General features: G+C 69.1%; 19 protein-coding genes and 1 pseudogene. 14 read left to right on the plus strand and 6 right to left on the minus strand.

All coding sequences use genetic code 11. The features are described from left to right. Positions 1 to 62: 62 nt before the first annotated feature. The 3 genes from EV648_RS07660 to EV648_RS07670 are packed head-to-tail and all read right to left on the minus strand — an operon-like array spanning position 63 to position 3,446. Positions 63 to 710, minus strand: coding sequence for a DNA-3-methyladenine glycosylase (locus tag EV648_RS07660; RefSeq protein WP_132286887.1), 648 nt, complete (start codon positions 708 to 710; stop codon positions 63 to 65). Further along, the gene (gene nhaA, locus EV648_RS07665) at positions 707 to 2,641 is read right to left on the minus strand and encodes a Na+/H+ antiporter NhaA (RefSeq protein WP_132286890.1); all 1,935 of its coding nucleotides are present in this window, start codon (positions 2,639 to 2,641) and stop codon (positions 707 to 709) included. Before nhaA ends, EV648_RS07660 begins: the two co-directional genes overlap by 4 nt. Continuing rightward, positions 2,634 to 3,446, minus strand: coding sequence for a TetR/AcrR family transcriptional regulator (locus EV648_RS07670; RefSeq protein WP_132286893.1), 813 nt, complete (start codon positions 3,444 to 3,446; stop codon positions 2,634 to 2,636). Before EV648_RS07670 ends, nhaA begins: the two co-directional genes overlap by 8 nt. 63 nt (positions 3,447 to 3,509) lie before the next feature. Here EV648_RS07670 and EV648_RS07675 point away from each other — a divergent pair, with 63 nt between their 5' ends. From EV648_RS07675 to EV648_RS07690, 4 genes are all read left to right on the plus strand, one after another. Next, entirely contained in the window at positions 3,510 to 3,836 is a 327-nt protein-coding gene (locus EV648_RS07675; RefSeq protein WP_132286896.1) for a hypothetical protein, read from the plus strand. A gap of 237 nt (positions 3,837 to 4,073) precedes the next feature. Continuing rightward, a complete protein-coding gene (locus tag EV648_RS07680) occupies positions 4,074 to 4,778 on the plus strand; it encodes a GAF and ANTAR domain-containing protein (RefSeq protein WP_132286899.1) in 705 nt (234 codons plus the stop codon). An 82-nt stretch (positions 4,779 to 4,860) separates the two neighbouring features. Then, positions 4,861 to 6,000: an ROK family transcriptional regulator gene (locus tag EV648_RS07685; RefSeq protein WP_132286902.1), complete on the plus strand. Its 1,140-nt coding sequence runs from the start codon at positions 4,861 to 4,863 to the stop codon at positions 5,998 to 6,000. A gap of 45 nt (positions 6,001 to 6,045) precedes the next feature. Further along, the gene (locus EV648_RS07690) at positions 6,046 to 6,735 is read left to right on the plus strand and encodes a GNAT family N-acetyltransferase (RefSeq protein WP_132286905.1); all 690 of its coding nucleotides are present in this window, start codon (positions 6,046 to 6,048) and stop codon (positions 6,733 to 6,735) included. A 5-nt stretch (positions 6,736 to 6,740) separates the two neighbouring features. Here EV648_RS07690 and EV648_RS43875 read toward each other — a convergent pair whose 3' ends face one another. Further along, entirely contained in the window at positions 6,741 to 7,298 is a 558-nt protein-coding gene (locus EV648_RS43875; protein ID WP_241994958.1) for a CGNR zinc finger domain-containing protein, read from the minus strand. Between the two features lie 213 nt (positions 7,299 to 7,511). On the opposite strand from EV648_RS43875, the gene alr reads away from it, so the two are divergent. The 10 genes and pseudogenes from alr (at position 7,512) to fdhD (ending at position 17,634) form a co-directional block, all read left to right on the plus strand. Continuing rightward, entirely contained in the window at positions 7,512 to 8,639 is a 1,128-nt protein-coding gene (gene alr / locus EV648_RS07700; RefSeq protein WP_132286908.1) for an alanine racemase, read from the plus strand. Between the two features lie 8 nt (positions 8,640 to 8,647). Further along, positions 8,648 to 9,217 (plus strand): annotated as a pseudogene (locus tag EV648_RS44675) (hypothetical protein); the annotation flags it as partial. Between the two features lie 37 nt (positions 9,218 to 9,254). Continuing rightward, positions 9,255 to 9,602 carry an ATP-grasp domain-containing protein gene (locus tag EV648_RS44680; RefSeq protein WP_132286914.1) on the plus strand — a complete coding sequence of 116 codons (348 nt, stop codon included), beginning with the start codon at positions 9,255 to 9,257 and terminating at the stop codon, positions 9,600 to 9,602. Next, entirely contained in the window at positions 9,599 to 10,234 is a 636-nt protein-coding gene (locus tag EV648_RS07715) for a M15 family metallopeptidase (protein ID WP_132286917.1), read from the plus strand. Before EV648_RS44680 ends, EV648_RS07715 begins: the two co-directional genes overlap by 4 nt. A 170-nt stretch (positions 10,235 to 10,404) precedes the next feature. Next, a complete protein-coding gene (locus EV648_RS07720) occupies positions 10,405 to 10,899 on the plus strand; it encodes an NAD(P)H-dependent oxidoreductase subunit E (protein ID WP_132286920.1) in 495 nt (164 codons plus the stop codon). Continuing rightward, positions 10,896 to 12,461 (plus strand): NADH-quinone oxidoreductase subunit NuoF, encoded by a 1,566-nt coding sequence (locus EV648_RS07725; RefSeq protein WP_132286923.1) that lies wholly within the window; start codon positions 10,896 to 10,898, stop codon positions 12,459 to 12,461. Before EV648_RS07720 ends, EV648_RS07725 begins: the two co-directional genes overlap by 4 nt. Before the next feature lie 76 nt (positions 12,462 to 12,537). Beyond that, positions 12,538 to 15,360: a formate dehydrogenase subunit alpha gene (fdhF, locus tag EV648_RS07730; RefSeq protein WP_132286926.1), complete on the plus strand. Its 2,823-nt coding sequence runs from the start codon at positions 12,538 to 12,540 to the stop codon at positions 15,358 to 15,360. Continuing rightward, a complete protein-coding gene (locus EV648_RS07735; RefSeq protein WP_132286929.1) occupies positions 15,360 to 15,599 on the plus strand; it encodes a formate dehydrogenase subunit delta in 240 nt (79 codons plus the stop codon). Before fdhF ends, EV648_RS07735 begins: the two co-directional genes overlap by 1 nt. 14 nt (positions 15,600 to 15,613) lie before the next feature. Beyond that, positions 15,614 to 16,810 carry a molybdopterin molybdotransferase MoeA gene (locus EV648_RS07740; RefSeq protein WP_132286932.1) on the plus strand — a complete coding sequence of 399 codons (1,197 nt, stop codon included), beginning with the start codon at positions 15,614 to 15,616 and terminating at the stop codon, positions 16,808 to 16,810. Beyond that, on the plus strand, positions 16,798 to 17,634 hold the full coding sequence (gene fdhD / locus EV648_RS07745) for a formate dehydrogenase accessory sulfurtransferase FdhD (RefSeq protein ID WP_132286935.1): 837 nt from the start codon (positions 16,798 to 16,800) through the stop codon (positions 17,632 to 17,634). Before EV648_RS07740 ends, fdhD begins: the two co-directional genes overlap by 13 nt. Before the next feature lie 12 nt (positions 17,635 to 17,646). On the opposite strand, the gene EV648_RS07750 is transcribed toward fdhD, so the two are convergent. Together EV648_RS07750 and EV648_RS07755 are read right to left on the minus strand one after the other, a co-directional pair. Then, the gene (locus EV648_RS07750; RefSeq protein WP_132286938.1) at positions 17,647 to 18,288 is read right to left on the minus strand and encodes a response regulator transcription factor; all 642 of its coding nucleotides are present in this window, start codon (positions 18,286 to 18,288) and stop codon (positions 17,647 to 17,649) included. After that, complete coding sequence (locus EV648_RS07755; protein WP_132286941.1) at positions 18,285 to 20,393, minus strand: sensor histidine kinase; 2,109 nt, start codon at positions 20,391 to 20,393, stop codon at positions 18,285 to 18,287. The genes EV648_RS07750 and EV648_RS07755 overlap by 4 nt, the downstream gene beginning before the upstream one ends. Positions 20,394 to 20,421: the final 28 nt, after the last annotated feature.

Consider the following 20,421-nt stretch of genomic DNA (forward strand, 5'->3'; position numbering starts at 1 on the left):
TCCCAGCCTCACGGAGCGCACCCCGACACCACCAGTGGCAGAAATGACCTACTACAACAAAATCATGCCAATGCTGGCTGGGCCTCGGCACTCGGCGAAAGCGATCGCCAGAGGACGGCCGCCGCATAACTCCGGTACGGCGCCCACGGAACCGCGAGCGCCTCGACTTCCTTGACACCGGGCAACTGCGCCAGACCCCAGGCCTTCTCCACCGCGCGGCGAATCCCGACGTCACCCGCGGGCAGGATGTCCGTCCGGTGCAACTGGGCGAGCAGAAACATCTGCGCCGACCACAAGCCGATCCCCCGGACCGCCGTCAACGCCGCGATCGCCTCGGCGTCGTCGAGCCCGGTCATGTTCTCCAGGTCGATCCTGCCGTCGGCCTGACGCTGCGCGAGATCCAGCAGGTATGACGCCTTCGCGCGGGACAACCCGCACTCGCGGAGCTGGTCCGGAGTCAACGCCAGCAGCGATTCCGGGACCACCTTGCCGCCGGCAGCGGCGAGGACTCGGTCGAAGAGGACGAAGGCGACCTTCGTGGAGATCTGCTGACCGACGATGTGCAGCACCATCGCGGCGAAGTTGCTCGCCTCCATCCGCTCGTCGGACCACCCGAACGGGTCGACCTCGCCGTACTCCTCGATCAGTCGGGCAAGCACCGGCTCACGCTTGGCCAACTGTTCGTACGCAGCCGTCACCTGGATTGTCATGTCGGATCTCCGGCTCGGGAGCGGCGGCGACGGACGAGAGGGCCGAGGTCCTCGGTCTTGATGGCGGCGCGGGCGCGTGCCACCTTGATCGCCGTGGTCAGGGTGTCGACGTCGTATGCGCCGTAGTGGCGTTGCCCGTTGATGAAGAAGGTGGGCGTCCCGGAGACGCCGCTGAGGTCCGCCGTCTCGATGTCCCGCGCGACCCGGCCGGCCGCAACGTGCCGCTTCACGTCCTCATGGAGTCGGTCGCGGTCCAGGCCCAACTCTTCCGCATAGCCCATCAGGTCGGCCGGCTGGAGGTTCTCCTGGTTCGCGAGCAGCACATCGTGCATCTCCCAGAACTTGCCTTGCGTCCCCGCGGCCTCGGCCACCTCCGCAGCGATCTGCGCGCGGGGGTGGACGTCGACCAGCGGGAGATGGCGCCACACGTAACGGAGGTCGTCGTCGTGCAGCAGGTCCCGCACCACGGGCTCCGCCATACCGCAGTACGGGCACTCGAAGTCGCCGTACTCGACCAGGGTCACCGAGGCGGACTCAGGGCCGCGGATGTGGTCGAGCTCGGGATCGACCGGATCGCTGAGATCGACGAGTTGCTCGGCATCACCGAGCATGGCGACAGCTTTGCGGGCCGGCGAGAGCAGTGCGGCGGCGCGGAACACGATCCAGGTCACGAACGACGCCACGACCACGGCCGACAGCAGGCCCAGCTTCGCCTCGATCAAGGCAGCACCCTCGAAGGCCAAAGTTGCTATCAGCAACGAGACGGTGAACCCGATGCCGGCGATCGTGCCGCTGCCGACGACCGCGGCCCAGCCGACGCCCGGGCTGAGCCGGCCACCGCTGAAGCGGGTCAGCAGCCAGGACGCGGCCGTCACCGCGATCGGCTTGCCCACCACGTAGCCGACCAGGATGCCGAGGGTGATCGGCGAGGTGTAGGCCGTTGCCAGGAATCCCATGTCGATGGTGATGCCCGCGTTCGCCAGGCCGAACAGCGGGACGATCAGGTAGCTCGTCCACGGATGGTAGAAGTGCTGCAGTCTTGCGTTCGGCGAGAGCGTCGAGGTCAGGCCGACCGTCGCCGACCGGGCCAGCTCGGGGGTCGGCTGCTCGCGGAAGAGCCGGAACAACCCGGTCGCCTGCTCGAGCTCGTCGCGCCCGGGCGAGTACGCCGAGGCGGTCAGGCCGATCGCCAGCCCGGCGACCACCGGATCGACGCCGCTGGTCAGCAGCGCGGCCCAGGTGATGATGCCGAAGACGACGTAAAATCCGGCCTGCTTGACCCGCAGCAGCGCCGCGACGAGGAGACCACCGAAGGCCAGCAGCGCGACCAGCAGCGGCATGAGTTCGATGTTCTCGCTGTAGACGATCGCGATCACCAGCAGCGCGATCAGGTCGTCGACGACGAACACGGTCAGCAGGAAGACCCGGACCCGATCCGGCACTCCACGGCCGACGAGCGCGAGCAGGCCGAGCGCCAGCGCGGTGTCCGTGGACATCGCGACACCCCAGCCGTGCGCGCCCTCGCCGCCGTGGTTGAAGGCCAGGTAGATCAGCACCGGCGCGATCATGCCGGAGACGCCCGCCACCACTGGCAGGACGAACCGGCGCCGCTCCCGCAGGTCGCCGAGGTCGAACTCCCGCCGCGCCTCCAGGCCGACCACCAGGAAGAACAGCGTCATCAGCCCGCTGTTGATCCACTCCTGCAGGTCAAGGCTCAGCTCGCGATGCCCGAGACTGATCGAGAGATCGGTGTGCCAGAACGACTCGTACGACCCCGGCGCGACGTTCGCCCAGAGCAGCGCCAGCACGATCGCGGCCGCGAGCACCCCCGAGCTTCCCGACTCGGTCTGCAGGAACGCCCGCAACGGAGCCGCGAACTCCCGCGTCCGGGTCCAACTAGTCCGCCCAGTCAACCCAGAGAAGTCAGCCATTCCGTCCCCACCGCCCGCCGGACTCAGGGGCCGCCGCGGCAGGGTCGTCCGAGGCTGCTTCGGCGGAGGTGGAGTCAGGTGAGGTCGGGAGGGCGGACGCCGCGTCTGCGGGGGCCGGCCGGGCCGACCTCGGGTCGGCGGCGGGCCCCCCGGCGGACGTTCGGTTGGTGCGGACTGAGGCTGGGTCGGTGGCGAAGGACTCGATGTAGGTGAGGGTGGAGTCGAGGGCGGTTGCCAGGGGTGCTGGGTCGCGTTTGGTCTGGGTCAGCAACAGGCCTCCTTGCAGGGTGGCGAGCAAGGTCGTCGCCAGCTTCTCTGGGTCGGCCTCCGGGCGGAGGTCACCTCGGTCGTACATCGCCTGCAGGCCTTCTCGCAGTACGCCTTCCCACCGGTCGAAACCACTCGCCAACTGCTGTCGCGTATCCCCGTCCGATTCCACCAGTTCCCCGGCGAGCGAACCGAAGTCGCACCCGCCGGTGCACCCGCGCTCGATCTGCCGCTGGACGTGCAGGTCGGCCCAGTGCCGCAGGTCGGCGAAGCTGTCGAGCCTGCCCATCTCCGGCTGCCGGTGCAGCCGGACCACGACGTCGGCCTGGTGACCCACGACGTCGATCACCAGCCGTCGCTTGTCATGGAAATAGTGCGCCATCTGCGAGCCGCTCACCCCGGCGGCCTTGCGGACGTCCTCGATGCTGGTGCCGGCCACGCCGTACTCGAAGATCAGGTCGGCGGCCGCGCTGACGATCCGCTCCTTGGTCGCGCGCCCCTTCTTGGTCAGCCGCGCCGCCTCGACAGTCTCGGTCATGGCGCCAGCCTACCCGCAAAACTGGGATCGACAACCCAAAACAACAGGGCTACGCTCAGGGGCATGACAGCAGGCGACTACATCGCGCGGATCGTCGACGTGCCCGATCACGGCATCCGGCTCGAGCCGGCTCCGGACTCGACCACCCCCGGGCAGGCTAACGAGGTCAACCTGCTCGGCCTGGCAGTCGCGCTCGCCCTGGGCAGCGCCGGATACCACCATCACCCGGAGCCGCGCGATCCCGAGCTGCAGACGCTCGACGCCCTGCTGGCGGGCGAGGTGACGATGCCCTGGCTGAGCGAGACCCCGGCCGGCGAGACCACCTACATCGTCTGCGAGTCCGCCTCGACCGGCGCCCCGAAATGCCGCGTGGAGCAACGCCGGCTCTAGCATCCCGCAGGACTTCGTACTACGCCTGAACCCCGCTCCACCGCCCGCGTGGACCAGCACCCGCCTCCTCCCCCTCGGACTCGCCGACGGGAAGGCCGGCGGGGGTTGGATCACGAGACGGACACGGTGGGGGTGGATCGGCTAACGCAAAGGCGGGGCGAGGTTGCATGATGTCCGCTGAAGGATCACTCCAGCCACGGGGTGCCCTGACGGTGACGTATGTCTGGAGCTCCCGGTATGGCTGATTTCCACCTTGCCGCGCCGACCTCGGCCGACGCCTTCGCGCGGCTCGCGATCGAATTGCACGACGCCCCCTCGGTCGAGGAGACGGTCGATGCCGTCGTCCAGTTCGCGCTGCAAGCCCTGACCTGTACGTACGCGGGAATAGCCCTCAACGTCCGGGGACCGCGGGCCGAGATCGCGGCGGTCACGGACCCCGTCGTCGGCGATGTCTACCACCTCCAGATCAGCACCGAGAACGGCCCGCTGGTGACCGCGATGAAGCAACGCACGCCGATCCTGGTCAGGGACACCGCCACGGACGACCGGTGGCCGCAGTGGGCCGCGAAGGTCTCCTCGCTCGGCGTACGCAGCGTGCTGGACGTCCCCCTGACCACAGGCGACGGCTCCCGCGCCGCGATCGGCGTACTGGGGTTGTACAGCCCCAAGGCGGACGCGTTCGACGAGGACGACGAGGCGATCGCCCACATCCTCGCCCGGCACGCCTCGGTCGCGGTGGCGTCCGCGCGGCACGAGGAGTCGATGGCGAAGGCGGTCGACGCCCGCAAGCTGGTCGGACTGGCGATGGGCATCCTGATGGAGCGCTTCGACGTGGACGACGACCGCGCCTTCGCCATCCTCAAGCGCTACTCCCAGGACACCAACACCAAACTCCGGGACGTGGCCCAGCAACTCGTCGACACCCGCAAACTCCCCCACTGACCCCGCCCGGGCCGGAGGTCTCGATCGGGCCGGAGGGCGCGGCGTAAGCTCAACGCGATGTCGTCGGGGGAAGGAGACCCGGGTGGGCGCAGGCGCCTGGCAGCCGCTGACCGGGCCGTCGCACCAACTTGCCCTGGAGATCCTGCTCGACGGACCGCTCTCGCGGGCTGAGCTCGCGCGGCGGGTCGACCTGTCGGCCGGAAGCCTCACCCGGCTGACCAAGCCGATGCTCGAGTCCGGCCTGCTCGTCGAGGTGTCCGGCGGCCCCACCGATCCCCGCGTCGGACGCCCTTCCCAGCCGCTCGACATCGTGCCCGCCTCGCACCACTTCGTCGGCGTGAAGCTCACCGCGGACGCCGCGCTCGGTGTCGTGACAACCCTTCGGGCCGAGGTGATCGCGACCGAGGAGCGACCGCTGCCGGACCATTCCCCCGAGGTCGTCGCGGACGTGGTCGTCGAGCTCGAGCGATCGCTCGCAGCCGGAGTCCCCGGCATCACCGGGCTCGGCGTCAGCCTGGGCGGTCACATCACCAGTGCCGGCGACGTCCTGCGGGGTGATTTCCTCGCGTGGTTCGACGTACCGTTCCGGCGGCTGCTCGCCGAGCGGACCGACGCCCAGGTGGTCGTGTCGAACGACGTCACCGCGGTGACCGAGGCGATCCACTGGTTCGGCGCGGGGCGCGGGGTGAGCCGCTTCTGTCTGCTCACGATCGGCGCCGGGATCGGGTACGGCCTGGTCGTCCACGACAAACTCGTCGACACCACCGACGTCGGACTCGGCCTGGTCGGACACGTCCAGGTCGATCCGGACGGGCCGCTGTGCGATCGCGGCCACCGCGGCTGCGCGAGCGCGATGCTCACCACCGAAGCCATCACCAGTCAGGTCGGTACGGCGCTGGGCCGCCGCGTCGAGTACGACGAATGCCTCGACCTCGCCAAGGACGGCGTACCGGAGGCGCGCCGGGTGATCAGCACCGCCGGGCACGCGTTGGGCCGGCTGATCGCGGCGGCGACCAACTTCACCATGCCCGAGGCAGTGATGCTCGGCGGCGAGGGAGTCCGGCTCGCTTCGGTCGCCCACGAACAGGTGCTCGCCGGCATCCGGTCCGACCGCCACCCCGAGGCCGCCATCCCGCCCCTCGTCCTGCAGGACCCCACCTTCGCCCAGTGGGCCCGCGGCGCCGCCGTCATCGCCATCCAGACCTTCGTCCTCGGTCGCTGAAATTTGTAACTGACTATCTCGGAATAAACAGTTACGATCGTCCTCATGGATGAGCTTGGTCTGGTGAAGGACTTGGTACGGCGGTGGGAGCGGGGCTGGGGTCTGTGCCGGGGGCTTCCGAAGGCGACCACTCGAACGGCGGATGACGCGCTGGAGGTTGTCCTGGGGTTGCCGGGCCGGGAGTGGGAGTTGTTCCTGGTGGACGGAGGCGACGGGGTGGTTCGGGCGCTTGCCGAGGAGGTACTGGGTTCTCCGGGGTGGCTGACGGTTACCACCCAGCGGGCCGATGAGGTTGCGGCGTTGCTCGAGCAGGCCGGGCTCGAGGTCTTCGCCGAGCGGAAGTTGCTGATGTCGATCGACCTGCGGAACCAGGCGACGCCGGCCGCACCACCCGCGGAGTACAGGCAGGAGATGAGCGGCGACGGAGCGGTTCGGTCTGCGCAGCTGCTCGACGCGCAGGGCAACGTCGCGGCGCGGGGAATGGTGGCGGTGGTGGGGACGGACGCGGTGATGCATGACATCCACACAGATCCAGGGCATCGGCGGCGCGGGCTCGGCAGTGTGGTGATGGGGACGCTCGGCCGTCACGCGATCCAGCGAGGCGCTACCACTGGCTTGCTGATGGCGACCGTGGACGGCGCCCACCTGTACCGACGCCTCGGCTGGGCGCCGGAAGCGACGATGGTGACAGCCACCAATCGCCCGGCAGCAAACAGCAGGTCAACAGCCGCCTAGAGGAATCAGGCTCCGCGGGCGCGGAAGGCGGCCACCTTGGTGCGGTTCTGGCACGCCGTGGAGCAGAAGCGCTGGGTGTGGTTGCGGGTGGCGTCCAGGAAGAGGTTGTCGCAGCGCTCGGCGGTGCAGGCTCGGAGGAGTTGGTGATCGGAGCTGCCGAGAAGCATCGCGGCAGCGGTGGTGAATTCGGCGAGCCAGCCGGTGGCCTCCGAGACTGCGGGTGCGGAGAAATGCAAATGCCATGGCGAGCCCTTTTGCCGCAGTAGTTGCGGTGCCGCTCTGGTCGCCTGTAGTAGCTCGTTCAACTCCTGCGCGCTCTCGTCGACCGAACCGTCCGCCAGCAGGTTCAGCGCGCGATACAGCCGCTTCCCGCCCTCGGCGAACTCCGCGAGCGCCGCGTCGCCGACAACCACCGCCCGGTTCGTGGTCAGCCGGAGCGCCGCCTCGACCACCCCGGCGTCACCCGCGAGCTGCCGACGTCCCTGGCTCCACTCGGCGCCGAAGCTGTTCGCCAACGCGATCGCGGCCGCCAGCGATGCCTCCAGGTGCTCGGTCGCGTCCACCCGCACAGTATCGCTGACGTCCCCTGGCCGATCCGCCCGCCGGTCCGCGCGCGTAGTGCCCTGTGCGAAGGGATGAGGGGAGGCGCGGGTGGAGTCCTTCGAAAGGACCAGACGGCACGAGGTCGCCTGCTACCAGGGTCGTACACGTGTGGCGGGCAACATCCGACCGCGCACCGATGTGCCGGACCGTTGCCGGAAACAACAATGACGGACATGAATCTGGTCCAGAGTCCGGCACGGAGCTGCGTGGGGTTGGCAGAGGCCGTCGTCGACCTGTCCGTTGTCAGGGACAACGTACAAACCATCCACAAACACCTCCGGCCGGGCACCGAGGTGCTCGCCGTGGTCAAGGCCGACGCCTTCGGCCACGGAGCCGTCCAAGTCGCTCGGGCAGCCGTCGAGGCCGGAGCCACCTGGCTGGGCGTCGCCCGAGCTGACGAGGCCCTCCAACTCCGAGCAGCAGGGTTGACCGTCCCGATCCTCACCTGGCTGTACGACGCGACCGAGCTGCTGCTCCTCGCCGACATCGACGTGAGCGTGTCCACTGTCGCCGAGCTGCATCAGGTGGTCTCGGCGCCGAACGTTCACAACGTCCAGCTCAAGCTGGACACCGGGCTGCATCGCGGCGGCAGCACCCCGGACCAGTGGATAGAGCTCACGCGCGCGGCCGCGCACTACGAGGCGCTCGGCGCGGTCCGCGTGCGTGGCATCTGGTCCCACCTCTCGCACGGCGACGACCTCGACGCCTCGCACAGCCGCCGCCAGCTCGAGCTCCTGCGCACCGGCGTCTCTCTCGCCCGGCGGGCCGGCCTCGCGCCCGAGGTCGTGCACCTGGCGAACTCCTCCGGCGCGATCACCCTGGACGCCCCCGACTGCAATCTGGTCCGGATCGGCGCGGCCCTGTTCGGCATCGACGAGGTCGACGCCGGCGTCCGCCCACCGATGCGACTGGTGACCAAGGTCGCGCAGGTACGGCGAATCCGTGCCGGCGAAGGCGTTTCCTACGGTCACGACTACGTGGCGCCCCGCGACACCACGATCGCGCTGATCCCGCTCGGCTACGCGGACGGGATCCCACGGGTCGCCGCGGGCCAGGCGAATGTGCTCTGCCGGGGCATGCGGATGCCGGTGCTCGGTCGGATCACGATGGACCAGATCGTCGTGGACGCGGGCCAGCTGCCCATCGAGCCAGGCGAACCGGTGACCGTCTTCGGTGACGGCTCGGACGGTGAGCCGACGGCCGCGGACTGGGCCGACTGGGCCGGAACCATCCCCCACGAGATCTACTGCGGCCTCGGACCCCGGGTGCCGCGACGCTACGTCGAAGGAGTGCAGCGGTGAAGGTGGTCGTGATCAGTGGCGGCGCGAGCCCGGAGCACGAGGTGTCACTCGCCAGCGGGCAAGGGATCGCCATTGCCGCCACCACCCTGGGGCACGACGTCGTCCCGCTCGTGATCGATGCCGAGGGCAACTGGCAGGACGGGCAGCACGAGGCGATCGCGCTGATGCAGGACGCCGACGTCGTGGTACCGGCGCTGCATGGCGAAGGCGGCGAGGACGGTGTCATCCAGGGATTCCTTCAGCAGTTGGCCATCCGGTACGTCGGAAGCGGTGTAGGGGCGAGTGCCGTCGGGCTCGACAAACACCTGACCAAGGCCGTCCTCAGGGCGCACGACATCCAGGTCACACCGGGAATCACCCTCCGTGGCGAGGAACTGCGTGACCCCGAGTCCGCCATGCAGCAACTGGAGGCGGCTGGGCTCGACTTTCCGGTGTTCGTCAAACCCGGCAGCGGTGGTTCGAGCTTCGGGGTCACCCGCGCGACGGACCTCCCCTCACTCGCAACCGCACTGGCCGAGGCGGCGGCGCTGGACCCGAATGTCCTGGTGGAGCAGGAGATGCGCGGCCGCGAGATCGACCTGGCGGTGATGGCATTTCCCCGACGGCCGGGTCGAGGTGGCGCCCGCGCTGGAGATCCACCCGGACCCGGACCAGCCGTTCTTCAACGCGACCGCCAAGTACGACAACGCGGCCACCCACTTCGTCGTACCGGCACCGCTGGAGAGCACGCTGGCCGAGCGACTCCGGCGTACTGCGGTTGAGGTGTTCGAGACGCTCGGGTGCTCCGGACTCGCGCGGGTGGACTTCTTCGTGCCGGCCGACGGGGAGCCGGTGGTCAACGAGATCAACACGTTCCCCGGGTTCACCCCGACCTCGCAGTTCCCGCGGATGTGGGCGGCCGCCGGGCTCTCCTACACCGACGTCGTCCAGAACCTGCTCGAGACGGCGGTGCGGAAGGGATGACCGTGTTGTTGAGCGACGACCGGATCACCCGCATCCCCGCGATCGAGACCGGTGATCCCCTGGTGGATCTCTGCACCTACGGCATCTCCGCCAACGGCCTCCAGTGGGTCCGCCAAGGTCTGGCGGACCGGCTGGTCGTGGCGAACAGCTTCCTGCCGGTGGGAGTCCGGCTGCACGTGGTCGAAGGGCTGCGCGCGATCGAGATCCAGCGGGAGATCTACGACGGCTACAAGGCGGAGATCCACCGGCTGAACCCGGGGATCTCCGATGCCGAGGCGCATGTGCTCGCCAGCCGGTTCGTGTCGCCGGTCGAGGTCGCGCCGCACGTGGCCGGTGCCGCGGTCGACCTGATGCTGATCGGCGAGCACGGGCCGTTCGACCTCGGGACTCCGATCGACGCTACTCCCGAGCAGAGCAACGGCGCCTGCTTCTTCGACGCTACCAACATCAGCCGCGAGGCTCGGACGAACCGCGCGCTGCTGGCCGACGTACTCACGGCTTCCGGGCTGGTGAACTACCCGACCGAGTGGTGGCACTGGTCCTTCGGTGACCGCTACTGGGCCTACCTCGAACAGCGCGACCACGCCCTGTTCGGCCCGGCGACCGCGCCACAGCTGTCAACCTCCGCCTGAGCCTCACCCGCACGCGGCCAGGAAATAGCACGGAAAAGACTCTGGCATTCGGCAAGGAGAATGCGCACTAATTGTCCCCACGGTGATTCCCGGGAATTGATAGAAGCCGCCTATCACGTCATAGGCAGGTTTGCTTTGACCTGTGGGTAATGCCCCGGGACAGTCGTTGTATGACGTCCGAGGTCATCACCCCCGCCCCCGTCCCGGCTCCCGGGCGCGCTGATCGCGTCCGCGAGCTCGCCACCGAGCTGCGCGGTCTGCGCGGCGCGCTGATCCCGATCCTGCACGCTGTCCAGGAGGATCTCGGGTACGTCGACCAGACCGACATCCCGGTGATCGCCGACGTGCTGAATCTCGCGGTCGCCGAGGTGCACGGCGTGGTCACCTTCTACAAGGATTTCCGCCGCGAACCCGCGGGCCGGACCACCGTACGGATCTGCCAGGCGGAGGCCTGCCGCTCCGTCGGAGCCGAGGCACTCGCCGAGCACGCGAAGCGGCGTACCGGGGTCGGCTTCGGGGAGACCACGTACGACGGCCGGGTGACCGTGGACGAGGTGTTCTGTCTCGGCAACTGTGCTCTCGGCCCGGCCGTCCAGGTCGGCGACAAACTGCATGGCCGGGTCACGCCGGCCCGGCTGGACGCGATCCTCGGGGAGGCACGATGACGTTCTCCGCAACGCCGATCGACGGCAGCATCAAGGTCTTCGTACCGCGGGACGCGGCCGCGCGATCCGTTGGGGCCGACGAGGTCGCCGAGCGGATCGAGGCGGCAGCCAAGGCAACCGGTCACCAGATCGAGGTGGTCCGCAACGGCTCCCGCGGCATGCTGTGGCTCGAACCACTCGTCGAGGTGGAGACGCCGCACGGCCGGGTGGGCTACGGCCCGGTCGCACCCGAGGACGTGGACGGGCTCGTCGCGGCCGGGATGCTCGACGGCGCCGCGCTCACCGTCGGCGCCTACCTCGGCGTGGTCGAAGAACTGCCCTGGATGAAGCGCCAGCAGCGGCTCACCTTCGCCCGGGTCGGCGTGATCGATCCGCGCTCGGCGGACGACCACGCGGAGTACGAGGGCAACGCGGGGCTGCGTAAGGCGCTGAGCATGACACCGGCCGAGGTGGTCGAGGAGGTGGTCGACTCCGGTCTCCGCGGTCGCGGTGGCGCCGGGTTCCCGACCGGGATCAAGTGGCGCACGGTGCTCGGCGCGGCGTCCGATCTGAAGTTCGTCTGCTGCAACGCGGACGAGGGCGACTCCGGCACCTTCGCGGACCGGATGCTGATCGAAGGCGACCCGTTCACCCTGATCGAGGGCATGACGATCGCGGCGTACGCCGTCGGGGCCGGCGAAGGCTACGTGTACCTGCGGTCGGAGTACCCGGATGCGGTGGAGACGCTGAACGCGGCGATCCGGACAGCCCGGGACCTCGGCTGGCTCGGGAAGAACATCCTCGGCTCAGACCTGGACTTCGACCTGCACGTGCGGGTCGGAGCCGGGGCCTACATCTGCGGCGAAGAGACCTCGATGCTGGAGAGCCTCGAAGGCAAGCGCGGCATGGTCCGGGCGAAACCCCCGATCCCCGCGCTGGAAGGGCTTTTCGGCCGCCCGACGGTAGTGAACAACGTGTTGTCGCTGGCAACGATCCCGACGATCCTGGCGAACGGCGCGGCGACGTACGCGGGCTACGGGATGGGCCGGTCGCTCGGCACCAACGTCTTCCAGCTCGGCGGCAACGTGGCCCGGGGCGGGATCGTCGAGACCGCGTTCGGCATCACCCTCGGCGAACTCGTCAACGACCTCGGCGGCGGAACGGCCAGCGGGAGACCGACCCGGGCCGTCCAGGTGGGTGGGCCACTGGGGGCCTATCTGCCGGTCGAGCTGTTCGACCTGCCGATGGACTACGAGGCGTTCGCGGCCGTCGGCGCGATGGTCGGGCACGGCGGCATCGTGGTGTTCGACGAGACCGTGGACATGTCCGCGATGGCCCGGTTCGCCTTCGAGTTCTGCGCCGAGGAGTCCTGCGGCAAGTGCACGCCGTGCCGGGTCGGCGCGGTCCGCGGGGTCGAGACGATCGACCGGATCCGCAACGGCGAGGACCGGAAGAAGAACCTGGTGCTGCTCGACGACCTGTGCGACCTGATGACCGACGGCTCGCTCTGCGCGATGGGTGGGCTGACACCGCTGCCGGTGCGCAGCGCCGTCCGCCACTTCGGAAAGGACTTCGGCTCTTGAACGAGCGAAGCGAGTTCATCATCAAATACAGCCCCCGTCGCGCCTCATCCGCGCCCGGAGCGAAGCGAGGACGTGGATGAGTTTGCTCAAGGAACCCGACTTCGGTACGCCGGCCCGCGACGGCGAGGCGACCGTCGAGCTGACCATCGACGGGGTGAGCGTCACCGTTCCACCTGGTACCTCGGTGATGCGCGCCGCCAAGCACGCAGGGCTCGACATCCCCAAGCTCTGCGCCACCGACAACCTCGAGGCGTTCGGATCCTGCCGGCTGTGCATCGTCGAGATCGACGGCGCCCGCGGTACGCCTGCCTCCTGTACTACGCCCGTCGCGCCCGGGATGGTGGTCCGCACCCAGAACGAGAAGCTGGGCAAGCTCCGCCGCGGCGTGATGGAGCTCTACATCTCCGACCACCCGCTCGACTGCCTCACCTGCTCCGCCAACGGCGACTGCGAACTTCAGGACATGGCCGGCGTCACCGGGCTTCGCGAGGTCCGGTACGGCTCGGGTGTCGAGGCCGGCGCGAACCACCTGGACGCCCCGACCGACAGTTCCAATCCGTACTTCGACTTCGACGCCTCCAAGTGCATCGCGTGCTCGCGGTGTGTCCGGGCCTGCGACGAGGTCCAGGGCACGCTGGCTCTCACCATCGAGGGCCGCGGCTTCGACTCCAAGGTCGCCGCAGGCGCGGGTGTCTCCTTCATGGAGTCGGACTGCGTCTCTTGCGGCGCCTGCGTCCAGGCCTGCCCGACCGCAACCCTGCAGGAGAAGACGGTCATCGAGCTCGGCATGCCGACGCGCTCGGTGATCACCACCTGCGCGTACTGCGGCGTCGGTTGCTCGTTCAAGGCGGAACTCCGTGGCGACGAACTGGTACGGATGGTGCCGTACAAGGACGGCGGCGCGAACGAAGGCCACTCGTGCGTGAAGGGCCGGTTCGCGTTCGGGTACGCGAGCCACCCGGACCGGGTGATGGAGCCGATGGTGCGCGACGCGATCACCGACCCGTGGCGGAAGGTCTCCTGGGAAGAGGCGATCGGCTTCACGGCTCGCCGGTTGCGGGAGATCCAGGCGAACTACGGGCAGGGGTCGATCGGCGCGATCACCTCCTCGCGGACGACGAACGAAGAGGTCTACGTCGTGCAGAAGATGGTGCGCGCCGTCTTCGGCAACAACAACGTCGACACCTGCGCGCGGGTCTGCCACTCGCCCACGGGGTACGGGTTGAAGCAGACCTTCGGCGAATCGGCCGGCACCCAGGACTTCAGCTCGGTGGACCACGCCGACGTCATCCTGGTGATCGGCGCGAACCCGACCGACGCGCACCCGGTGTTCGGCTCGCGGATGAAGAAGCGGCTCCGTCAGGGCGCGAAGCTGATCGTGATCGACCCGCGCCAGATCGACCTGGTCCGGTCACCGCACATCGAGGCGGCCCACCACCTGTCGCTGGCTCCGGGCACGAACGTCGCCATCGTCAACGCGCTCTCCCACGTGATCGTGACCGAGGGACTGGTCGACCGCGCGTTCGTCGAGGAGCGGTGCGAGGACTTCGACCAGTGGGAGACGTTCATCTCGGGCCCCGAGCACAGCCCCGAGGCAGTCGCCGAGCTGACCGGAGTACCGGCCGAGGAGGTGCGGGCCGCCGCGCGGCTCTACGCGACGGGTGGCAACGGCGCGATCTACTACGGACTCGGTGTCACGGAGCACAGCCAGGGTTCGACCACGGTGATGGGCATGGCGAACCTCGCGATGGCCACGGGCAACATCGGCCGTGCCGGCGTCGGCGTGAATCCGCTGCGCGGCCAGAACAACGTGCAGGGCTCCTGCGACATGGGCTCGTTCCCGCACGAGCTGCCGGGCTATCGGCACGTGTCCGACGACGACGTCCGCGACGTCTACGAGAAGCTGTGGGGGACGCCGCTGCTGAACGAGCCGGGGCTGCGGATCCCGAACATGTTCGACTCCGCGATCGACGGCTCCTTCCGGGCGCTGTTCGTGCAGGGTGAGGACATCGCCCAGTCCGATCCGAACACCGCGCACGTGTTCGCCGCGCTCGGCGCGCTCGAACTGCTCGTCGTCCAGGACCTGTTCGAGAACGAGACCGCGAAGTGGGCGCACGTACTGCTGCCCGGCACCTCGTTCCTGGAGAAGGACGGCACCTTCACCAACGCCGAACGCCGGATCAACCGGGTCCGGCCGGTGATGTCGCCGCAGACCGGCAAGCACGAGTGGGAGATCATCTGCGAGATCTCCCAGGCGATGGGCTACCCGATGCACTACGACTCGGCCGCCCAGATCATGGACGAGATCGCCATCACCACGCCGACGTTCGCCGGGGTGTCGTTCGACCACCTGGACAAGGTCGGCTCGGTGCAGTGGCCGTGCAACCTCGAGGCTCCGAACGGGACGCCGATCATGCACACCGACGAGTTCACCCGGGGCAAGGGCCGGTTCATGGAGACCGTGTACGTGCCGACGACCGAGCGGTCGACGCGGAAGTACCCGCTGATTCTGACCACCGGGCGGATCCTGTCGCAGTACAACGTCGGCGCGCAGACGCGGCGTACGGCGAACGTCGCCTGGCATCCCGAGGACATCCTCGAGCTGCATCCGCACGACGCGGAGGTCCGCGGCATCGAGGACGGCTCAACCGTCGCGCTGTCGAGCCGGGTCGGGCGGACCACGCTGCGGGCGAAGTTGTCGGAGCGGATGCCGGTCGGGGTCTGCTACACCACGTTCCACCACCCGGTGACCGGGGCGAACGTGATCACCACGGACAACTCGGACTGGGCGACGAACTGCCCGGAGTACAAGGTGACCGCGGTCCAGGTGGATCTGCTAGTGGAGCCGGTGAACGCGCAGGCCGCCGAGAACCTCGAGCCTGCCGTGGTGGGCCACTGATGAGCGCGACAGGACTCCCGCCGCACGTCCGGCTGGCCAACGAGATCGCCCGCCAGTTCGCGCACCGGGAGCCGGCCGACGCGGCAACCCGGATCGCCAACCACATCAAGGCGGTCTGGGATCCCCGGATGAAGGCGGCGCTCATCTCTCACGTGGACTCGGGCGGCGAAGACCTCGATCCGGTCGCTGCTCTCGCGGCTGAACAGCTCCGCCCTGTCGAAGCCCGAGGAGCCCAGTAGTGCAGACTGCAGGGATGCGTCGTCACGCCACGTCGGCGCTCCCCTGGGATGCCGCCCGAGCACTCGCCCACGCTGCTGCGACACCATTGGCACCCTGCTCGCTTCCACTGGCCGATGCTGTCGGCAGCGTGCTCGCGACCCCACTGGTCGCCCCGTCCGCAGTGCCACCGGTGGACCGCTCCGCCATGGACGGGTACGCCGTCTGTGGTTCCGGTCCGTGGCGGGTGGTTGGCGTGGTGAAGGCGGCCTCGGGTCTGGTGAGGCCGCTGGAGGACGGACATGCCTGCACCATCGTCACCGGTGCCGCTGTCCCGGCGGGCACCACCGCGGTCCTGCCAGACGAGGAAGCTGTCGTGTCGGCAGCCGGGCAGGCCGGGATGGTCGCGGGGCAGGTTTCCCCCGGCAGGCACATCCGGCGGGCCGGCGAGGAGTGTGCGGCCGGCGAGACGTTGTTGCCTGCAGGCGTGGTGGTGGAGCCGCAGGTGCTCGGGTTGGCGGCTACTCTCGGGCTCGACCGGCTGACCGTGAATCCCAAGCCCCTGGTCGCTTCCCTGGTCACGGGCGACGAGCTGGTTCATCGGGGTCCATCCGGGCCTGGCCGGGTGCGTGATGCGATCGGCCCGATGCTCCCCGGCCTCATCAGCCGTGCCGGCGCCACTGCTGCTCCGGTAGTGCACCTGCCGGACTCCCGCACAGCACTGGTCGACGCCCTGAGGAACACTGACGCGCACCTGATCCTGGTGTCTGGTTCGTCCGCGTCCGGCCCGGCCGATCACCTGCGGGCCGCGTTGGCCGCGCTCGGAGCCGAGTTGATCATCGACGGAGTCGCCTGCCGACCGGGGCATCCGCAGGCGCTCGCCCGCTTCGACGACGGCCGGCTGGTGCTCGGGCTGCCGGGGAATCCCCTTGCTGCGTTGACCGCGTTCCTCACTCTGGGAGTAGCCGCGCTGCATCGCCTCCGGGGCCAAGGCCTGCCGACTCTCCCGGTGGCTCCGGTACCTGGTGGGTTGGCGTGTCACCCGCACAGCACTCGGCTGGTTCCCGTCCGGGTGGGCCCGCAGGGCGTAGTACCGGTCGGGCATGGTGGGTCGGCGATGCTGCGAGGTGCGGCAGGAGCGGACGCGTTGGCCGTGGTCGATCCAGGCCCGGCCGAGGCGATCGCGGCGCGGCTGTTGCCGCTCGATCCGGGAGCGCGGCCATGGGGCGTCTGATCGCACGCAAGCCGGTACTGCGGCTCGGGCCCGCCGGCGAACGCACGCGGCCGGACTCGATCGCGGTCGAGGAACCGCTTGAACTGCGGGTCGACGGACGACCGCTCGCCGTCACGATGCGAACGCCCGGACACGACGTGGAACTCGCCCACGGCTTCCTGCACACCGAGGGCGTCATCGGCAGCCCCGACGACATCCGCGACGCGCGGTACTGCGATTCGCGGGACGACGAGGGCCGGAATACCTACAACGTGCTGGACCTCGGCCTGGCACCCGGCGTGCCTTCTCCCACGGTCGGAGTCGAGCGGAACTTCTACACGACCTCGTCCTGCGGCGTGTGCGGCAAAGCCTCGCTGGACGCCGTCCGGGTGAAGACCCGCTTCTCCCCGGCAGACGACCCCGTACGAGTCCCGCTGGAGGTGCTTGCTGGGCTGCCGGACGCGCTTCGGGAGCGGCAGCAGGTGTTCGACCGCACCGGCGGGCTGCACGCGGCCGGCCTGTTCACGGCGGACGGCGAACTGCTGGTGGTCCGCGAAGACGTCGGTCGCCACAACGCCGTGGACAAGGTGGTCGGCTGGGCCCTTCTGAACGGGCGCATCCCCGCCCGTGGCTGTGTGCTCGTGGTCTCCGGCCGCACGTCGTTCGAGCTGGCCCAGAAAGCCGTGATGGCAGGCATCCCGGTGCTGGGCGCCGTCTCCGCCCCCTCGTCCCTGGCTGTCGAACTAGCCGACGAGTGCGGCCTGACGCTGGCCGGCTTCATCCGCAACGGCTCCCTGAACGTCTACGCCCACCCCGACCGCATCACGGTTCCGGCCCGGGTCTAGCCATCCGCCGATCTAGCTTCCGCTGAGGCCGGAGGTGCGGGCGCGGACGATGGCTTCGGCGCGAGTGGTCACCTGGAGCTTGGCGAAGATGCTGGTGATGTGGTTGCCGACGGTGGCGGTGGCCAGGCTGAGCCGGGTGGCGATGGCGGCGTTGCCGAGGCCGTCGGCGATCAGGCCGAGGACCTCGCGTTCGCGTGGAGTCAGTTCGGGGAAGAGGGTCTCGTCCGTGCGTGGACTGGACAGGTAGGCGAGCGTCCGACGGGCGACACCAGGTCCGAAGATCGCCTCTCCCTCGGCGACGGCCGCGATCGCGCGCACCACGGTGTCGCCGACCGCACCCTTCAGCACATACCCGCGAGCACCTGCCCGCATCGCAGCGAAGACCGACTCGTCGTCGTCGAACATTGTCAGCATCAGTACGGCGACGTCCGGCGCGACCCGGCCGATCTCACGAGTCGCCTCGATCCCGCTCAGGTCAGGCATCTGGATGTCCATCACCAGAACATCCGGCTTCAGCGTCACCGCCGCCCGGACCGCCTCCGCACCGGTCGCCGCGGTACCGACCAGCTCGTACCCGTCGCGGCCGGACAGCAACGCGCCCAGCCCTTCCCGGATGATGCCGTGGTCATCGGCAACCACGATGCGGATCGTCATGACCCTGCTCCCGTCTCGACCCCGGCCGCTCGCCCTGTCTCGCCTTTCCCTGCCGCTGGTGAGCCTGTCCTCGGTTGCGCGGTCGCCGGTGACGGTAGCGGCAGGGATACCCGGACCTGACCGCCGGTGCGGTCGTAGCGGATCTCGCTCGCACCACCGAGTTCCGCCGTACGCTCGCGGATCGAGGTCAGTCCGACGCCCGGCTGCCAACTCTCCTCGGCATTGACGCCGTTGTCCCGCACCTCCAGCCGAAGAGCGGTCTCCTCCACGGTGAGCGTGACGACCGCGCGAGTGGCTGTGGAATGCCGTATCACGTTGGTGAGCGCCTCGGTGACGATGCGATACGCGGCCACCTCGACCGCCGCGGTAAGGTCCTCGATCGCGGTCGGCGCCTCCACGTTGACCGTGAGAGCCCCATCGCCGGCCAGCACCGCGGCGTGCTCGCGAAGTGCACCGACCAGCCCCATCCCGTCCAGCACCGGTGGCCGCAGGTCGTAGGCGAGCCGGCGGATCTCCTCGATCGCACTGATGGTCTGATCCCTCAAGGTCTCCAGCAGTTCGGCGCTCCGGGCTCGGTCGGCCTCGAGCAGGCGCAGCGCCGCATCGGCATTGAGGACCACCCCGGTGAGCACCGGCCCGAGCCCGTCGTGCAGATCCCGGCGAATCCGGCGGCGTTCCTCCTCACGGCCGGTGATGACCCGCTGCCGCGAGAACTGGAGCTCATCTGCGAGCCGTCCTGCCTGCACAGCAACTGTCAATGGAGCGGCCAGCAACGACAGCACCCGCTCGTCCGCCGGGTCGAGGCGATGCTCGCCAGACCGCAGCCCGACCACCAGTTCGCCGATCCGCTCCTCACCCGAGTGCAACCTGATCGCCTGTCGAGCAGCCGGCAGTTCCCCGTAGCCGGCGACCCGATGCTCGTCGACCACCAGGACCGCTGCCGGGAAGTGCATCACCCGGCAGAGCGCCGCCAGTACTCCGTTCAGCCCGGCGCCGGCCGCAGTACCGGTCCCGACCTCGCCGAGTCGCTCACCGATCGCGGCGATCGCGCGCACCGGATCGCGCCGGACGCCGTAGAACGCCCGATGGATCAAGCGCTGCAACCACAGCCGGACCGGGTTGAACGCCAGCGCGATCAGCAAGGTGGCCAGCACCGACGACCCGAGCGACACCTGGCGTCGTACGGCCTGATCCAGCAGGGTCACCAAGCCCAGGTACGCACCGATCACCCCGCCGGTGAGCAGCAGATAGAGCAGAGACCGGGAGATCACCAGACGAATGTCGAGAACCTGGTGGCGCAGTACGGCGATCGTGATCGACAAGGGGATCAGGACGATCGGCAGGATTCCCAGCAGCAGGGACTCGGTCCGCAGTACGGCCTCGAGGGTGAACGCGGTGACCACCACGACCATCGCCATCAGGAGCCACAGCATCCTGCGGCGGACCACGTCGCTGCCTCGGCGATAGGTGACTACCAGAGCCGCGAACGCGCCCAGGTAGCTGGCGACGAGGCCGACCTCCCAAATGACGTGCAGCCACATCGGCTGACCTGTCCAGGGACTAGCCGGATAGGCCTGAATGCCCAGCTCGGCAGGCATTCCGCCCTTGCGATCGAGGATGCCGGCCGCGGTCAGGAGGAGCGTGTTCGCCACCAGCAGGCCGACGAACCAGCGCCACCGGCGACTCGGCAGCTGCCCTTCGGGGAACAGCACCAGCGTCAGCGGGATGAACAACGCCAGCGCCCAGTTCCAGCCGAACCCGTTCACGACCGTCGCGAGTACCCGCCAGTCCCAGGAGTCGTCGGCGGCCCAGGCGAGCACCGCCATACCGGTCCCGGTGAACGCGTAGAAGCAGCCGCCGAGCAGGAGGCTCCACCCGATCAGGTTGCGCGGACGGTAGTAGGCGATCGGCCAGCCGGCCACGGCCAGGGCCAGACCGCTGATCGTGTTGCTGACGACCAGCAGGTCCAGCAGCCGTGACCAGGGCAATCCGGACAGCATCGAGGCGATGACGGTCAGTACAGCCTCCGCGAGCACCACCCCGAGCAGCACGGTGGCCACCACGCTGCGGCGGCGGTCGTACTGCGCTCCGGGGTCTGCGGTCACGTCCTCATCATCAAGACATCAGGCCACA

Origin of the sequence: Kribbella sp. VKM Ac-2568 (genome assembly GCF_004345365.1) — a bacterium.
Taxonomy (GTDB): domain Bacteria; phylum Actinomycetota; class Actinomycetes; order Propionibacteriales; family Kribbellaceae; genus Kribbella; species Kribbella orskensis.

What these genes read in the sequence shown, in the direction of transcription:
- EV648_RS07660 (WP_132286887.1), bottom strand. Translation starts at nt 710, where the DNA reads ATGACAATCCAGGTGACGGCTGCGTACGAACAGTTGGCCAAGCGTGAG.
- nhaA (WP_132286890.1), bottom strand. Translation starts at nt 2,641, where the DNA reads ATGGCTGACTTCTCTGGGTTGACTGGGCGGACTAGTTGGACCCGGACG.
- EV648_RS07670 (WP_132286893.1), bottom strand. Translation starts at nt 3,446, where the DNA reads ATGACCGAGACTGTCGAGGCGGCGCGGCTGACCAAGAAGGGGCGCGCG.
- EV648_RS07675 (WP_132286896.1), top strand. Translation starts at nt 3,510, where the DNA reads ATGACAGCAGGCGACTACATCGCGCGGATCGTCGACGTGCCCGATCAC.
- EV648_RS07680 (WP_132286899.1), top strand. Translation starts at nt 4,074, where the DNA reads ATGGCTGATTTCCACCTTGCCGCGCCGACCTCGGCCGACGCCTTCGCG.
- EV648_RS07690 (WP_132286905.1), top strand. Translation starts at nt 6,046, where the DNA reads ATGGATGAGCTTGGTCTGGTGAAGGACTTGGTACGGCGGTGGGAGCGG.
- alr (WP_132286908.1), top strand. Translation starts at nt 7,512, where the DNA reads ATGAATCTGGTCCAGAGTCCGGCACGGAGCTGCGTGGGGTTGGCAGAG.
- EV648_RS07715 (WP_132286917.1), top strand. Translation starts at nt 9,599, where the DNA reads ATGACCGTGTTGTTGAGCGACGACCGGATCACCCGCATCCCCGCGATC.
- EV648_RS07720 (WP_132286920.1), top strand. Translation starts at nt 10,405, where the DNA reads ATGACGTCCGAGGTCATCACCCCCGCCCCCGTCCCGGCTCCCGGGCGC.
- EV648_RS07725 (WP_132286923.1), top strand. Translation starts at nt 10,896, where the DNA reads ATGACGTTCTCCGCAACGCCGATCGACGGCAGCATCAAGGTCTTCGTA.
- fdhF (WP_132286926.1), top strand. Translation starts at nt 12,538, where the DNA reads ATGAGTTTGCTCAAGGAACCCGACTTCGGTACGCCGGCCCGCGACGGC.
- EV648_RS07735 (WP_132286929.1), top strand. Translation starts at nt 15,360, where the DNA reads ATGAGCGCGACAGGACTCCCGCCGCACGTCCGGCTGGCCAACGAGATC.
- EV648_RS07740 (WP_132286932.1), top strand. Translation starts at nt 15,614, where the DNA reads ATGCGTCGTCACGCCACGTCGGCGCTCCCCTGGGATGCCGCCCGAGCA.
- fdhD (WP_132286935.1), top strand. Translation starts at nt 16,798, where the DNA reads ATGGGGCGTCTGATCGCACGCAAGCCGGTACTGCGGCTCGGGCCCGCC.
- EV648_RS07750 (WP_132286938.1), bottom strand. Translation starts at nt 18,288, where the DNA reads ATGACGATCCGCATCGTGGTTGCCGATGACCACGGCATCATCCGGGAA.